Consider the following 16,926-nt stretch of genomic DNA (forward strand, 5'->3'; position numbering starts at 1 on the left):
AACCTCCTACAAACTCTAACGTTGGATTAAAATCATGTTTTCAATTGGAATTTGTGCCTGAAGATGAACTTTCCCAATAATCTCATTCAGAATATACTCCATTTCAACTTGTTCCATTGGACGTGGTGCCCCCAAATCAGAATTTAGTTTTACTCGTATTTCTAATCGATCTTGTATCTCATGTAAAGGTGTATCAAGATAAAGAATGCTGTAGTATAAAACACCATCTTCAATATTTTTTTGAATCATATCCTTTGTTTGATGAATAAATGTAACCTCAGCAACCTCAATAAAAGGATCATCTATCGTTACTTTGCTATTCCAATTTAGATTCCAAATCTCGCAATGTTTTTCTGCATGCACAACAACTCCATTTATTGAAGGCGTAATAGCAAAAAGACGATCTACAGGGACTTTGGTTAGCGAGGTACTTTCACCTGTTTTTAGTTCAAATCCTTTTTCCAATCGCTCATGTTCAAAAGCACATTCAGCACCAGCATATGCAATTTCACAAAATACTTGTTCTAATAACGGACGAATCTCCTCGTATGTTCGTATAGCAAACACACTAAACTCCTGTGTTTCATCTGTTCGAATGATTTCGTACAATTCATATTCAGATGCATTTGCTAAGGCAAAAGGAATATCTTTTATAAAGTTCGGATCAGTATATAAAGTGTCTGGAATTTGTGTTTCAGGATGATGTATAAACTCAAGACATAATTGATACCCTTTTAAAAATGCATTCTTAACGGCTGCAGGGAATAGAGTTTCAAAACGCTTTACATTATTTTTAAATGTTTTTTCCTCAATTTCGTTATTAAATTCTCTTTCTTGTAAGATACTTGTTTTATTCCCTAGTAATAAAAAGTAGTGATTAATAATACGATTAATATTCTCCTCAAATGCTGTATTGTCCTCACAATACTTTTTAAATCGTTCCTTACTCAGGTTCACAATTTCGTTCATAGTTTCAAATTCTCCCTTTTCTTGTTATTTATACAAAAAAAAGACACACCGATGGCAGGTTATGTGCCTTCGGTGTGTCCGTTTAGCTAGAAAATAAATCTATTAATTTGTATATTTCTCTTAGTTAATTGTTGCTCATGTATAAGATTACCTCTATGAATTTTAAAAGTCAATAGATTAATTAAATCCTTGAGGCCTTATATTTAGTCCTTTTTTCTATTTTACTATGTATTTAATCTAAAAAAATACAAGTAATTAAATATAAATAATCACAAGTATTTTATATACAAAGAACAAGAAATATATATAACTAAACTCAATTATTAATTATAAAGAGATGCAGCAAATACCTCTAAATCCTTGTATTACATACGTTCCTTGCTATTAAGTTAAAATCCTTATCGTAATATCCCCAATACAAACAAGTCTTACATCATATAAATTACAAATTAAGAAGTTAAATGCCATATTACTCAGAATTCACAAGTCTAGAATAATATTATTAAGATAAACACAAGTATTAAATCGAATTATAAACAAACTGAATCGTATTCAAACGTAGCATAGGCTGCTTATATACTTGCGTAAATATGCTCGTAGATACATTTCCCTAAATAAAAAAGCATGTCTTCAAAGTAAAGAACATGCCAAATAACCCTTGCTTTTAAGTGATTTTTAACAAGGGCTGCTGTATTTATTTTTTTAAAAATCACATAAAGTCCGGATAAACACCATTTTTCTTATGATAATTTATCATTGCATCGTGTCTTTCTTCTACGGACAAGCTTTTTTTCTTAAAATACATCCATGATTCCCTAAACTGTACACGCATAAATGCTGGTATAGAGAATATTTCTTGCTCTTTCGTACAACTTTCAACGTTATCTAATGCATAAGTCATTGCGTAAATTAGTAATTCATTTTGTTTTTGATTTGTTGGTAAATAGATTGCATGATCAACAATTTCTTGTCTAAATGCAGTCATAATATTTTCTTTATCTTTTTTTCGTAATGCTTGTCCCATATGCTTTAAGCGAGACACCGCTTCTTTTCTGCACTTTGCTACTGGTTTATGTAATTCTTTTTTATCATTCTCTATTACGCAGTTTGAAGAAAAAACCACACTAAACTTCTCAATGATGATTTGTTTTACCTGTTTTCTTATACTTGTAATTCGTGTTTCATTAGAATTTTTCTCTTTAGAATCAATTGCAGTAAATTGCACAATTGGTTTTATAATTTCTATATATTGTCTTACTTTTTTTGCATTACGCTTTAATCTTTCTTTCAAGAAAGCCATTCTTCTTGTGATCTGGAACTCCTCAATTTTATGTTTATGATGTTCCATACCTACTTTTCTGGAAAAAGTGTTGATTAAATCTAGAAGGAACATAATCCCCCTATTATCACGAGCCTTTACTAGACTACTCATTATCATTGTTTGGATAAGGTGAAACGGAATGCGGAAATACGAAAGCGTTATACCTGATATGTTTGCAGTTTCCGAAGCAGTATGGTTATACAATGCATAATCTACAATTTCATATACAGTACGATTTCCAACAGGTGTTTCTTTTACAAGCTTACGCTCCAAACAAACTTGAAAACCTGTATAAATTGTTGTGTAGGGAATCCCACTTTTCTTAGCAAGATCCATTATTTGAAATTCACGTGGTAGCATTCCTATATCATTGCATTCAAAGTGAAGCAAGATGTAAGTAGCTAAAGCTGAAGATGGTAACTCTTTTCTTTCATTTTCTAGTTTTAGGATGTTTAATAGTCCATCAAAAAACTTAACCCCATAAACTTTAAAGTTCTGTTGGGAAAAAGCCATTTGCGTATGCATAATATTGCTAACTCCTTTCGAAAAAGCAGAAAAAGGCACTGTCATACCACGGATACAAAAATACTACTCTCTTTAAAAAAGTAATACTTATATAACAACGGTAAACAATGCCTAAAAATACGCAAGAAATCCCCTTTTTAAGTTGCACAAATACATAAGATACAGTAAAATTATTTTATAATTTCATGCAATTAAAAAAGGTTTATTGGCTTTGTTTACCGCAGTCCTTGACACATTTCTTTTGGGATTTTTTGCGGTGAACCACAATGAAGTAGTTGGCGCTATTTCATTGGGCTGATGAACCTTTTTTTACTTTTTATATTTTATTTTTTAGTTATATGAATATATTACTATTAATAAATCTATATCTAGAAGAATATAAAATTATTAAAGTATCTACATCATAAATAGTTTTTTTCATGGTTGCAAGCTGATTTTTTTAAAAGTATAAACCTGCTGAACTTAATACGAACGAAAACCTGTGTATTAATCACCTACATGATCGCCTCTCAATCAATAACCAACCCCTTACGAACAAGAAACCAATTACATTCACCACGCTCATCTAATCAATTGTCGCTCAATCAATATTTTCACCCTCTAATCAACAAACCACCACCAAGCTAACTTAAATACGACTTCATTTTACCTCAAATTAGTAAAAATCACTCATCTAATCACCGGTCAGCCAATACACTTAAGTTGCAATTCCTCGTATAAATTGAGTGGTGATTGAGTGGTTGGTTTTATTATATTAAGTCTAGTTTCGTTCAGTCGATTAATCACCAGTCACCTGTATGATTTTAGTTTGTATTTCTAAAGATGGGTAACCAGTGATTGGGCGGTTGAGAAGCGATTATAGGATTTTTAGCAGCAAAATTAATTCTCAAACCAAAAGAGAAGTACACAGTTATAGTAAAAAACATGATTATTAGGTTATTGTTCTAAGAATTAATGTAAATTGATTAACAGAATAATAAACTAATAGTGCTTAATTTGTATAATAAACCTATAGTTATTATAAAGAGGATGTTTGAATGAGAAAAAATGATTTGGTAGCAAAACCATTTTTTGAAACTTTAGGGAAACGTGGTACAACTTATTTTGTATATGGATATAGAACTGCTAAACCAAAGTTGCATTTAGGATAATTCAATTCATTAAAAGAAGCTAGGCAATTCATCTACAAATATGCTTATGAGAATCCTCAATGGCTCAATGTAGACGGAGATATTAATGAATATAACAATAAACCTACTAGACCTGAAAGTAAGAGTAAATGGTATAAAGGAGTCGTTAAAAAAGAATATATGAAGTATGCCGATTTCAAAGATTGGAAAAAATAAAAAGGAACCCATAAGGATTCCTTTAGCATCACGTTGTTCTATAGTCCTTGTTTCTAAGTTTCTTTCTAATATCCATAAATCCTAGAATCATTATGATCGTGCATAATAATTTGAGCCAACGAAACTCTTGGCCGAACATTATACCAGAGAAGAATTCATAAGCATATAACAAGCCAATAACGGGAAATAGCCAAATCATAAATTTTAACGTATTCCCCGAAAGAATTCTCCTTCCTCAAGCGTGTGAAGGGCGTAGCCCAACGATAGGTGGGAGATGAATTTCGGTTTGGCATAGCCAAAAACTTTTGATAAACTAGCTATATGAAGTTCTTTGATAACTTGATATAGAAGGTTGCAGGAAGAAAATAGAGTGCGAAAACCAAGCCATTCGGTTCCTGCGTAAAATATCAACCGTACCAAAAGAGCGTCCATGCGTTGGACATCTAGGGGTGGAACACCCCGAAGTAACGCTCAGGGAGACGAAAGGTTACTTTCGTCACGGAACTGAGAAGCTCCCACTTCAAGATTTGCTAAGTGGTGAGTAGTTCACAATTATTAATCTTATTCCACATATGTATCAACTCCTGTAAATATATTTTAATTCTATATATAAGGATTTTGAATTATACTATACAAAATTGAAATGATAACATAGTAACTTTGAATTAATCATGATACCTATTAATGAGTTTTACCTCAATAAAGATATTAAGTGTCCTAAGGATTTAGAAAATAAAAGAGACTATCAAAATGATAGTCTCTTTTATTTTTTCCCGAAAAGCTTAGAGAAAAATCCGCCTTTTTGTTCAGTATTTTCTTGTCTTTGAGCATTTGCACTTTTTTGTTCCTGAATTAATCGTATAGTGCTCATTAGTTTTTCGTCACGTTCCTCTAGACGTTTATTAATTCTATCGAAATTGTCCTGACTTTGTTTAGCTACAGCAGCGAAGAATTCCATATTTTGCTTTGTTAATTCAGCCGTCACTTTGGCTGTAACTTCTTCAGTAATCTTTTCTGTTAAAGCCTCTATTAAATCTGTATTCATCTGTTGTGCTTTAACTAGCGATGTTTCCTTTTGCTCATCATCGTCATCAATCTCTTCAGCATAAACGTTACGAATAACAGCCGGATCCATATCTAAAAGCACTACTATTTCGTGCTTTTTCTTTGACTCTGAATAATAATGTTTTATTTTTTTTACTGTATCGATACTATCCTCGTGAACATATTTAAGTTGTCGTTCTTTTTTTATGTTCAAGTACTCATCAAAATCATTCAACCATCTTCGAAGAGTACTTTCAGGTATATCAAGCATGGTTGCTACTTCAGATACACGATAATAACCATCGCTTAACTGCTCATCAATCATTTGCTCACCACCTAACTATATGATGCCTGTCCTATAATACATTATATAGAAATTCTATAGAAACTAAAAGGATACCTTTGCGGATTACGTAAATTTTTGTGTATTTTTGTATCTGATCACTCAACCAATCATTGCTCAATCTATAAGTTATGTATCGAAATTGCCCATGTTGTTAAGCGGTGATTAGTTGGATGAGCGTGCGTAACACCTCAATATATAGGAAAACAGCTCAGTAAACCGTAAATAAATCAACTCCTATAGAAAAGAATTTCACATAATTGTAGTTGCACCTGATAGTTATTAGATAAAAATAGCGGGATTAATTATCGGAATAAGTACGTAAATATAACCCGTAATTAATACGGTTGTTATTACGGGTTATATTCCGGAAGTATTCAAAACCTTGATGTTAAAAGATTCTTGATTAATTAGTATAGATGTATTATAGTTAATACATCTGATACTTCGGAAGTATATCCCGAAGTATTTACGGCATATATAGCGGGATTGAATTCCGTAATATTAAGTATACTTTCTTGTAACTATACATAAATTTTATTTTTCATTAAAGGTGGTGTGAAATTAGTGTCTAATATATCAATGAGTAGCAATGAAATTATTGATGTACTCTGTGAGAATTTGAATGAAGGAATTTGGGCTCTACGTGTACTATACGCTGAAGGTGCAATGCACAAAGAAAAGCTATGGGATTGTATCAACCAATATCATAAAGAATATCAAATTGAGAATGAAAAGGATTATGAAGGAAAAAAGATACTTCCTTCGCGATATTCTTTGGATATTATGACTGCACGACTTGAGGGAGCAGGGTTGATATCTTTTAAACCATTTGGACGCGTTCGAGTCTACGAAGTAACAAATCTAGGTAATGTTTTAATTAAAGAACTAGAAAAACGAGTTGAGAAAAACAACTAAAATATATATTTGAGGGAGGCTATACATATGGCAGGCAATTTTTCAGAAATCGAAAGCCAAGGAAATATTAGCTTAAAATTTGGATTCTTAGGACTAGGTATGGGAGGATGCGCAATTGCAGCAGAGTGTGCAAATAAAGAAACTCAAATTAAAAATAACAAATACCCATATCGTGCGATTCTTGTTAATACAAATAGTCAAGATTTTAACAAGATTGAGATTAAAAACGCGGGAAATGTCCGTAAAATACAGTTAGAAGGATATGAGCAGGGGGCAGCTCGTAATCCACAGATTGGTGAAGAAGCATTTGTAAAGCATGAAACAACGATTTTCGAAGCGGTTAAGCAGGAATTTGAAGATCGTGATTTCATTTGGATTACTTGTGGTCTTGGTGGAGGAACAGGAACTGGAGCTCTATTAAAGGCAATTGAAATGCTATATGAACATGATTACAATTTTGGATTATTACTGACTTTACCACGTGATGCAGAGGCTTTAAAAGTATTAGAAAACGCAACTTCACGCATTCGTAGTATTGCTATGAACCAAGAAGCTTTTGGTTCAATTGTATTAATAGATAACGCTAAACTATATAGAAAATTTGAAGAGGAAAATCCAAGTGCTTTAGCAAACGAATATACTAGCTATAGTAACAAATATATTGCTGATGCATTACATGAGATTAACTTAGTTACTTCATCATTTACACCGTTTTCAGATACACATTTTGATGCGAGTGAATTTGCTCAAGTAATTAATACACCAGGCATTTTATCATTAGCAAAACTAGAACTAAAATCAAATCAATTAGACACTGAAAACCCGCTAGGTTACTTGACTCAATTAGGGAACGCACTAGAAAAAGGTGTTTTATACGATACAGAGAGAGAAGAGCTAGAAAGTGCTAAAAAGAGCGCACTATCTATCGTTACATCACCGCTACGAGCAGGTCGATTATATAACTTCTCTTTCCTTAACCAAATGGAAAACTTCTTAAAAGAAAGAACTCCATATGTAGATGAACGTCCTATAGCTCCATATGTTAATAAACATACAGCAAAAAAAGAAGAGGATATAGTAAAATTCTATTCAGTTGTTGCAGGGCTACCATTGCCAAAACGTGTGAGTGATATTATTGATGAGATTACGAGAATTAAAGAAGAACGTGAGCAAGCTAATTCTAAGAAATCAAATGCTGTTTTAAATAAACTTTTCGCATTTGATGATTCAGTGCAAGAAGAAAAACCTAAAAAGAAAAAATTGAATTTTGGTGCTGAACCTGAAGTAGAAGTTGCTGACGATTCACAACCAGCAAAGAAGAAATTATCATTCTAAACAAAAGACCGACAAATATAATTTTTGTCGGTCTTTTTCTATTTCAATAGCAATAAAAAACTACAATGAACAAATAAGATATCTATTATATTTTCTGTATGTTTAACACAGCTTTATATAATGTGATTGTTTAAACAAATTGTTAGGCCGTCCGAACAATTTCATTCCAATACCTAATCCTTAAAAAAATTGTTCGGTTAAAACATGTCTTCCGTCCGAACAATTTTAAAAGGACCAAAAGACTATATAAATCAATGTTTCTAGCGGATTTTTAGGAAGAGAAGTAATCCAAACTTCAGCGTACGAGTTTTAGTATCTAGATTAGCGCAAATTCAGTATAAACTTTTAATAATTTACAACTAAATTTTGCTGTAATAAGATATATAGAAATAGTTGTTATTTATTGAAAATAAATTCGAATTATGGAGTTGCATATAATGAAAAGTAAAACGTATAAATATACAAGTAAAGGAACACAGAAATCTTTTCGTTTAAAAGAGGCTGATATATTTGTATTCACATTTTTATATTACAAAAGGCATCTTACTACACGACAAATTACTCAGCTTTATAGTGCATTTGAAGGTAGGGATTTTTCTGAGGATAGTGTGTTTACAAAACTTAATCGTTTTTCAAAATATGGTGCTATCCTGACTAAAAAAATTGATAAAAGAGATGATAGTATAACCAGACGCGCTACATTCTCCTTAAAAGATAGAATGGTTGATTACCTTCAAGAAATAGGACGGATTCCTGAAGGGTCTTCAAAACGTAGATATTCTTCTTCAATCTCACTGCATACACTCTGCTCACGAGAAATATTAGTACGCACACTTTTAGAAATCTCGAAAAAGACCAATACGAATAAGATATTAAGTGAACTAAATATTCGCTCATATCATCAAAAGCAAAAGAAAACAGAAATTGAAGATGCAGGTTTACTCTTAATTCCTGATGAACACATTTCATATCAAGACAAAAATATTTACATTGAAATGGATATGTGCAAAGAAACCAATGCTACCTTAGTTGAAAAGGTGGGGAAGTATATTGAATATGCACAAAAAAACACTAAGAATATAACTGTTGTTTTTGTTATGTATGACAAGTCGATGTTCCTTGCAGAAGATGCAGAACCACCGTACGTACGTATGAAAAATCTCTTATTTTCTATGCGAGAGTATCATGAACTATTAATAAATCTACCAAATCTGAATATACACATCTGCTCTTTGAAAGAAGCTGGAGATGTTATTTCAGATATCATTCTAGGAATAGATGATAATCAAAACTTTGAACAAGATATTCTTTTGCCTTTATCTCAACGTACAGTAGGCGATGCCGATTGGCGTTACGCATTTGTTGAAAATGTTCAAACCTTTAAAGAAACAATAGATGGTGGTCTTAGACGAACGTATAGAAGAGATAAAGATGCTATGCAAGATTTCTTCTTTATTTTTGGGAATGAAAATGATTACCGAATGATTGCTAGATTAGACGATGTTGTGTTTTCAAGAAGAGAAGGTGATGAGGGGATTCCACTTGTTGTGATCTACCCGAAACGCAAAAATCCTCGAGATATACTATTAATGGACACTTATGACAACGTGCTACTGCTATCCCTCAAAAATGAAGATGTCACTATAGACGCAGATGAACAGATCATGGTACGTACCGCAAATAACATACATCCGAAAAGACGTAAACTTGTTGAATTATATTAATCTATTATTTTTTATATACTTCTATATAATTTTATTGATTTTTATTCTTCAGGGTGTTAGAATAACGTTTGAACATATAATAAAAACTACAATCAAATCAGAACATATGAATTTAAGGCAAGCGACACACGCTGTTTTTACAGTGGGTGTCGCTTGCTTTTTTTTATATGGAGAAAGGTGGAAAATCAAAATGGATTTACAATATGCAACTACTACAACTGGGGGAGTGCTCTCTGCTCGAGAAGCGTTTAAAAACCCCGAACTAGTCCTCAAACATATGACAGAAGAGGGAGCAACGTTTAGTGTTTCTCTACAAGATATCCAAATCCCAGGAAAACCGAATTACTATTGGTATGATGTAATCATTGAAACGGAAACGAATAAAAAAATAGAAGTAAATATTGCGGTACTTTCTCAGGAAGAATATAACCAACTCTGTGAAAGAGATAGTATTGATTTATATTTAAAACAAACTGAAGACGCAGCAAAATTCTTTTTTGAAAAATCAAAAGAACTATTTCAACCAGAATTCAATAATCGATTCAAGTTTAAACATAAAGCTCAATTATATCTGTAAGAGGTAGGTGAGCCTATATGGAGACATTTAAACAACGATTACCGTTATTTACTACAATCGGCTTAATTAGCGGATTTATTCTCTCGTTTGGATTCGGTTTAGTAAACTACATCAAGTTACTCTACTATGCATTTGAACAGCCGTCTTATCCTATAGAAATTACATATGTACCGCTTATTTTAATGTTCTTCTCTTTGCTATTAGGAGAATTCAGCTTTAGGTTTTATAGTCGTATTCCTGCTTTGCATGTAAAAAATGGGAAATTAATAATTTTGATTGCTTCTCATGTTGCAGTTGATATTCACTTTTTATGGTTTGCAACTGCTCCGATCCATGCAAAGGTTGTTCCGTATCTTACGGATAAATCAAAGCATGTTAATTTTGGTGAGTATGAGGCCATAGGTCATGTTTTAACAGGGAATTTTCACACACTCACTATTATTTTTGTATTTTTACCTACAGTATTTATGATTTTGTTTACACTTTGGTATAGTGGCCATATTGTTCGTTACCGAGAAGAAATATTAAAGTGGGTACAAAAATACGAATATAAAAATCACAAGTTACAAAAATGGTTTAATAGCCAAGAAGAACAAATATACCCTGATGTAGAAATTGGACCGCATATTGAGCATAAAGAAATGGTCCGGATTAAGGGAAAAGATAGAACGTTAAATGGTATCATTATTGGTCCAATTGGTTCTGGTAAAACATCAAGTTTAATTATTCCTATGATAAATCAAGATTTACACTGGATGGTGCGTTTTATAAATAAGTTTGAAATAGTGTATAAACAGAATGATTATGATACAGAAGAAGTAAAAGGAACATTTTTAAATGGTGTGACTGTTATTGAACCGAGTAATGATTTATGTCAAAAAGTATTTAAGTTGGTACAAGCACATAAGATTCCTGCAAGCTCGGTTTATTACATTGATCCAACTAATCCTGATACCAAAAATATAAACATTCTGCGAGGACCAGTTGATAAAGTAGCAGAGGTTTTCGCAATGGTTATTCAAGGTTTGTCAGAATCTAACAATGCGTTCTTTGAACAAGCGCAGCGTAACCACCTTAAGCAACATATTTACTTATTAAAACTGCATAATCCTCAAAAAGATGTCACCTTTGATGATTTAATAAGCATGTATGACGATGTAGAGCGTGTTCACCGTATGCACAAACTATTAAAAATACAGGTAGAAAAGTTATATGATTTTGTTCAAAGTGGAGCAGCTTCACGTGACCAAAAAAACGAATATCAAATTATAAAAGGTATTGACGAATGGTTTAGTGCGACACGTTTCTCTATAAATAGTTAATAACTATGAAATGAGAAGACTATCTAGATTAACACAGATAGTAATAACTGATTTAACGAGTGAGTGGAATGAAAGCCTTCATGTTGAGCTGAAACACTCCCAATAATACTCCTACATGCAGAGAAAGTTGATAGACTGCACTGTATGAAGCTAGGTGAAGACGCATGAAGAAAGCCTAAGTACATGACAACATGTATATGGCAATTGATAATGCGGTTGGCTATAAACTAATCATGGTGAGAATGACCAACTGGTCTGACGAAGATACGAATGTACGGGTCTAAAATTCGAATACAGTGAAAACTGTATCCCTTGTATGGGGTAAGTCAACGAAAAGTAAGAATCGAACCTATGAAATTCGTACTATGTAACAATGAACATAGAGAACTTACAGGCCTATAGTATCCACCTAAAATTAGATGTACAGCTAGTTAAATCGGAACGTGGGAAGCGAGAGACAACTATTTAAACCACTATCTTGGGGTTGGTTCATATAAGGTATAAAGCCGAAATTGATTTACTCTCGTGAAAGCAGGGGTACAGTACCGATGAAATTATGGAAACATAGTGGAGGGATAACCCCGAGTCATTAAAGAAATTAAACAATAGTAACCAAATGAAGTTCATAAGGTCGAGTATGATGATGGGACTTTCCAACAGGAAGGAGCAATATATCCATCGATGAACGCTACACTGAGAAACAGCGAGTACTACGGTATGCAATCCACCTTTGACACGCTATATGAGCGCAGTAAATATAACTGCACAAAAGGAATAGGATTATATGAAATTATAACATCAAAAGAAAATATACTACTCGCATACCGCAATATCAAAGCCAATACAGGCTCAAAGACAAAAGGTACAGATGGAATAACCATAGATAATTACAAAATGAAAAATGTAGAAAACTTCATAAAAGACATTAGAACAGCTTTAAATGATTATAAACCTCAAAAAGTACGAAGGGTAGCGATACCTAAAGAAAACGGTAAAACAAGGCCTTTAGGTATTCCTACCATGAGAGACATACTAATCCAACAAATGTTTAAACAAGTTCTCGAACCAATATGTGAAGCAAAATTCTACAATCATTCCTATGGATTTAGACCTAATCGAGCGACAAAACATGCAATAGCTAGATGTCAATCTCTTATAAATAAAGGGAATAAACATCATATAGTAGATGTAGATATAAAAGGATTCTTTGACAATGTAAATCACACCAAGCTAATAAAACAGCTATACAACATTGGAATAAAAGATAACAGGGTGCTAAGCATTATTTCAAAAATGCTTAAATCACCGATAGAAGGCGTAGGTATACCTTCAAAAGGAACACCGCAAGGTGGTATTTTATCACCACTACTATCGAACGTTGTACTGAATGATCTAGATTGGTGGATCTCGAACCAATGGGAAAACATGGATACGAAACACAAGTACACAAGCCTTCACAAATATAGAGCACTGAAGTCTACAAAGTTAAAAGAAATGTTTATCGTACGATATGCAGATGACTTTAAAATCTTTACAGATTCTCACGAATCTGCAAAGAAGATATTCCATGCAGTCAAAGAATACCTTGAAAATCACCTACAGCTTAATATATCAAGAGAAAAGTCAAAGATAACAAATATTACAAAGGGTAAATCAGAATTTCTAGGATTCAAATTAAAAGCAGTTAAAAAGAAGAATAAATTTGTTGCTAATACACACGTTGCAAGTAAACAAATAAAAACTATTTTAGATAAAACCAAAAAGTTAATCAAAGAGATTCAACATAAACCAACTGTAATATCTGTCAACAAATATAATCAATATATATTAGGAATCAAAAACTACTACCGAACAGCTACGCATGTAAATTATAATTTTCGCCTAATAGCCTATCGTCTATCACGAACCTTATATAATCGACTTAAAAACCATGTATTTGAAAAACCAATAAACCCTTCGGTTTTATATAAACGACTTCATAAAAACAACTATAAAACATACAAAATAATGGGAGTCTATTTATATCCAATAGCAGATATTCGAACTGAAAATGCAATGAATTTCAGTCAAAACATCTGTAATTACACCACTGAGGGAAGAAAAAATCACAAGAGAATCAAACAAAGTGTAGAACACGAAATCAATAAAATGATGTTCACACAAAGAAATGACAACTTGGAGTACGAGGATAATCGAATCTCTAGGTACTCTATGCAATTAGGGAAATGCTCAATTTTGGGAACATTCCTAGAAGCTGAAGAAGTACATTGTCATCATGTGACCCCCAGAAAATTAGGAGGAAAAGATGATTTTAAAAACCTTGTGATTGTTCATAAATTAGTTCATACACTTATACATGCTACAAAGAAAGAGACGATTGTTAAATATAAAAACTTACTTCAATTGGATGGAAAACAATTGAAAAAACTCAATATGTTTCGTCAGAAATGTAATTTGGATATTATTGATTAGTTAATTTAATGATGGAACGCCGTATGCGGTGAAAATCGCACGTACGGTGTGGAGCAGGGGAAAAGGTGGAGATTGCCTCAAAACCTTACCTATTGCTATATAATACTATCTGTGAAAAAACAGATTTCCAAGGAGAACCGGCCGTTTATAAATCAGGAAAATATCGCGGACAACCAATGCATTATGATAGAGAAGAGGAATATGTAAAGGGCTTGCGTAATATCTTAAAAGATTTAGCTTCAAACGTTTTAATACGGCGTGTTTTGTTTGGAAAATCCGATTTTGATTTCGATATTCATCTGGAGCAAGGTGGTATTTTACTTGTGAATACTGCAAAAGGGGAATTGGCAGAACTTTCTAACGTATTAGGGAAATTCGTTCTACTTAGTATACAGAATGCCGTATTCCGTAGGAAACCAAACGTCTCACCTTACCATCATATTATTGTCGATGAGTTCCCGGACTTTATTGTGCGCCCGTTTAAAGAATTCCCTGCACAATCTCGTAAATATAAAGTAATTCTCACAATTGCTAGCCAAACACTATCTCAATTAGCTCTCGACTTCACAGAGCAATACATGTTTACCTTACTAGGATCATTCCGTAACAAAATGATATTTGGAGATGTAACGCCATATGATGCAAAAATCTTTTCAGATATGTTTGGTGAGAAAGAAGAATTTAAAGAGGCTGAATCTGAACAAGGTATTTCACCTATGCAAGACAACCCTGTTAGTCGATTAGGATCAACCTATCAGAAAGCAAAAGAAGTTGTTATGTCACCAGGAGATATCATGGGACAAGGTGCATTCATCTGTGCAGCTCGTATTGTACAAGACAACCATGTGCAACCTGTCCAACAAATTACGAGTAACTTTGTACCTAAAGAAGAATTCGCACATGCACTCATACAGGTAGAGGAGCGAACAGGCCAATATTGGGAAAATGAACGTCTTCGTCTTATTAATGAATCTATTGCAAAAGCAAATCCTATGAAACATGTAGACGCAGAGAACATGAAGAAAATACAACCTTTGCCGCCTATACAAGAGGATGAGATAAAACAGAATAGCTCTATAGAAACAACCGAAGAGCAACAACACATTGTAACATTGGAGGATTATAAGGAACACAAGTCTCAAAATGAAATTCTACCTAATGATCCTGCAGCTATGAACCAGCAGGGAGATATTGATGATGAGGCTGAAAATAAGTTGTATGAAGAAATTAAGGAATTTATTATTGAATCACAACAAGTCTCACCATCTCATCTGCAAAGAAAATTCAAGATTGGCTATATGAAGGCTATGCAATGTATTGAGAAGTTAGAACTAAATCAAGTTGTAAGTTCTTACACAGGGGATGGACCTCGTAAAGTATTAATTTCAAATAATAGTAGTATACCAGAAGAACAAAGCGTTAATACTACTCATTCATCTGACAATACTATTTCACAGGAAGTAGCGATTCCAAACGAAGACCAAGGAACTGTACAGGAGGAGACTAGCTTCTTTAAGGATATTCTATACGACGATGTTTTAAGGTTTGCGAAAGAATCAGGAAGTGCCTCTATATCTGTACTACAAGACAAGTTTAAAATTAGTTATACACGTGCATCAAGATTAATAGAAGCCCTACAAAGAAATGGTGAACTGCCTGTTATAGCAGAAGAAACACATCTAGAAAGTATAAGCACTGAAATAAAAGAACCGGTCGTGAAAGAAGATATTGAAGAAACCATAGATATAGAATTACCTCCTATGGACGAATGCCATGAAATTAACATGGAGGTAACAGAACTAAACAAAGAATTATCTATTACTATGTTAGAGCAAGATTGGAATAAAGATTCCGTTATTCATTCCGAGGTTCCTGACGAAACTGAACCACTGCTAGAAGAATTCCCATCTGTTGGAATTCCCATTACTATGATAGGAACTGCAGGAACAAGTATAGAATCTACTTCAATTCCCGTTACAATAACAGAGCCAGAAGAAACACATGTAGAAATCAACACGGTTCCAATTGAAGAAACGCTTAATCATACCGAAGAAAATAAGCTAGATGAAGATGTAGCAAAAGTTTACGAATCTATTAGTATAACGGTTCAAGAAAACTTGGAAAAAAATAGAGAAGATCATTCGAAAAATGATGAGAAGCAACCAGAACATAAACGTATGAGCTACAAAGAACGCCAAGAGCACTTAAAATCTCAGCAAAAAAATAAGAATAATACTACGCAGTCGCTGCTTAATAAAAATGAGAAACCAAAGCACAAAACATCGAACGTAATGAGTAAGGAATTGAACAATTTCTTTGATTAATAGTTTGTAAACCTTAAATTAAATCTAGTATTGGTATCGCCAGCATTTCGGAAAAAAACCACGCTAAGCCAAAAATACAATAAGCTGCCCATATAGGCAGCTTATTTACATAATTTTCGTTATTGGAAGTTATTGTCCCCCTGTTTGGAGGGAGGGGCGATCTTTGTTTTGTTTTTCTAACAGTTGAATAACCCTATCTAACTTTTGTTCAACTGGATCTTTCTTTTTTTATAAGTTTTCCTAAAACTTTAAGTTTGCCCATGAACCAACTTTTGTTTTAGTACCCCAAGTTTTTCTCCAAACAAATTCTGGTGGAAAGCCTTGTAGAGTTCTATGTTGCATTTCTAAGTCCACCCAGAGTGTTTTATTCTCAACATATACAGAGAATACATATCTGGATACTTCTGAAACTATAGGCCATATAGTACTTACACCTTTTTGGGTAGCACTAAGTGTATAAGTGCCACCAGTATTTATGCCAGCTATTCCAGGTTTCACTTCAATGGCACATTCATAAATTATATATTCCAACTCAAGAACATTTCCAATACCTATTTTATCTGAATCTAACTTTTTACCTTTTCCACCTGTTACAGAACAATCTTGAGAACTAGGACCATCAGTACCATCGCCAAGATCAGTGAACTTCCAGTATCCACCACTACCTAGTCTAGGCCATAAAATGACTTGACCAGTATTACCATCG

Annotated in this window: 9 protein-coding genes and 4 pseudogenes; 8 read left to right on the forward strand and 5 right to left on the reverse strand. The window is 33.2% G+C overall.

Annotation, left to right across the window (positions count from 1 at the left end; genetic code table 11):
* Window positions 1-15 precede the first annotated feature (15 nt).
* Together CER22_RS28545 and CER22_RS28550 are read right to left on the reverse strand one after the other, a co-directional pair.
* Window positions 16-969 (reverse strand): hypothetical protein, encoded by a 954-nt coding sequence (locus tag CER22_RS28545; RefSeq protein ID WP_088610231.1) that lies wholly within the window; start codon window positions 967-969, stop codon window positions 16-18.
* A gap of 709 nt (window positions 970-1,678) precedes the next feature.
* Complete coding sequence (locus CER22_RS28550; RefSeq protein WP_088610232.1) at window positions 1,679-2,815, reverse strand: hypothetical protein; 1,137 nt, start codon at window positions 2,813-2,815, stop codon at window positions 1,679-1,681.
* A gap of 1,037 nt (window positions 2,816-3,852) precedes the next feature.
* On the opposite strand from CER22_RS28550, the pseudogene CER22_RS28555 reads away from it, so the two are divergent.
* Window positions 3,853-4,161, forward strand: a pseudogene (locus CER22_RS28555) (hypothetical protein).
* A gap of 763 nt (window positions 4,162-4,924) precedes the next feature.
* On the opposite strand, the gene CER22_RS28565 reads toward CER22_RS28555, so the two are convergent.
* Complete coding sequence (locus CER22_RS28565) at window positions 4,925-5,530, reverse strand: DUF3967 domain-containing protein (RefSeq protein WP_088610233.1); 606 nt, start codon at window positions 5,528-5,530, stop codon at window positions 4,925-4,927.
* A gap of 600 nt (window positions 5,531-6,130) precedes the next feature.
* Here CER22_RS28565 and CER22_RS28570 point away from each other — a divergent pair.
* From CER22_RS28570 to CER22_RS28600, 7 genes and pseudogenes are all read left to right on the forward strand, one after another.
* Window positions 6,131-6,466: a cell division protein FtsZ gene (locus CER22_RS28570; protein WP_179211950.1), complete on the forward strand. Its 336-nt coding sequence runs from the start codon at window positions 6,131-6,133 to the stop codon at window positions 6,464-6,466.
* 27 nt (window positions 6,467-6,493) lie between these two features.
* Window positions 6,494-7,801 carry a plasmid replication protein RepX gene (gene repX / locus CER22_RS28575; RefSeq protein WP_088610235.1) on the forward strand — a complete coding sequence of 436 codons (1,308 nt, stop codon included), beginning with the start codon at window positions 6,494-6,496 and terminating at the stop codon, window positions 7,799-7,801.
* A 437-nt stretch (window positions 7,802-8,238) separates the two neighbouring features.
* Entirely contained in the window at window positions 8,239-9,525 is a 1,287-nt protein-coding gene (locus tag CER22_RS28580; RefSeq protein ID WP_088610236.1) for a replication-relaxation family protein, read from the forward strand.
* 190 nt (window positions 9,526-9,715) lie between these two features.
* Window positions 9,716-10,102: a hypothetical protein gene (locus tag CER22_RS28585; protein ID WP_088610238.1), complete on the forward strand. Its 387-nt coding sequence runs from the start codon at window positions 9,716-9,718 to the stop codon at window positions 10,100-10,102.
* Window positions 10,103-10,119: 17 nt separating this feature from the next.
* Window positions 10,120-11,403, forward strand: a pseudogene (locus tag CER22_RS28590) (hypothetical protein); the annotation flags it as partial.
* A gap of 702 nt (window positions 11,404-12,105) precedes the next feature.
* Entirely contained in the window at window positions 12,106-13,896 is a 1,791-nt protein-coding gene (gene ltrA, locus CER22_RS28595; RefSeq protein ID WP_088610237.1) for a group II intron reverse transcriptase/maturase, read from the forward strand.
* A 101-nt stretch (window positions 13,897-13,997) separates the two neighbouring features.
* Window positions 13,998-16,220 (forward strand): annotated as a pseudogene (locus CER22_RS28600) (DNA translocase FtsK); the annotation flags it as partial.
* Window positions 16,221-16,349: 129 nt separating this feature from the next.
* Here CER22_RS28600 and CER22_RS32745 read toward each other — a convergent pair.
* Both CER22_RS32745 and CER22_RS28605 read right to left on the reverse strand, forming a co-directional pair.
* A pseudogene (locus CER22_RS32745) lies at window positions 16,350-16,448 on the reverse strand (DUF4083 family protein); the annotation flags it as partial.
* 12 nt (window positions 16,449-16,460) lie between these two features.
* On the reverse strand, window positions 16,461-16,926 hold a 466-nt coding region (locus tag CER22_RS28605; RefSeq protein WP_256943754.1), incomplete at its 5' end, for a hypothetical protein.

The organism is Bacillus sp. K2I17 (assembly GCF_002209985.1).
Lineage (GTDB): Bacteria > Bacillota > Bacilli > Bacillales > Bacillaceae_G > Bacillus_A > Bacillus_A wiedmannii.

Excerpts from the sequence above, each read along its gene's own strand:
- CER22_RS28545 (WP_088610231.1), bottom strand. The coding sequence starts at position 969 with ATGAACGAAATTGTGAACCTGAGTAAGGAACGATTTAAAAAGTATTGT.
- CER22_RS28550 (WP_088610232.1), bottom strand. The coding sequence starts at position 2,815 with ATGCATACGCAAATGGCTTTTTCCCAACAGAACTTTAAAGTTTATGGG.
- CER22_RS28565 (WP_088610233.1), bottom strand. The coding sequence starts at position 5,530 with ATGATTGATGAGCAGTTAAGCGATGGTTATTATCGTGTATCTGAAGTA.
- CER22_RS28570 (WP_179211950.1), top strand. The coding sequence starts at position 6,131 with ATGAGTAGCAATGAAATTATTGATGTACTCTGTGAGAATTTGAATGAA.
- repX (WP_088610235.1), top strand. The coding sequence starts at position 6,494 with ATGGCAGGCAATTTTTCAGAAATCGAAAGCCAAGGAAATATTAGCTTA.
- CER22_RS28580 (WP_088610236.1), top strand. The coding sequence starts at position 8,239 with ATGAAAAGTAAAACGTATAAATATACAAGTAAAGGAACACAGAAATCT.
- CER22_RS28585 (WP_088610238.1), top strand. The coding sequence starts at position 9,716 with ATGGATTTACAATATGCAACTACTACAACTGGGGGAGTGCTCTCTGCT.
- ltrA (WP_088610237.1), top strand. The coding sequence starts at position 12,106 with ATGAACGCTACACTGAGAAACAGCGAGTACTACGGTATGCAATCCACC.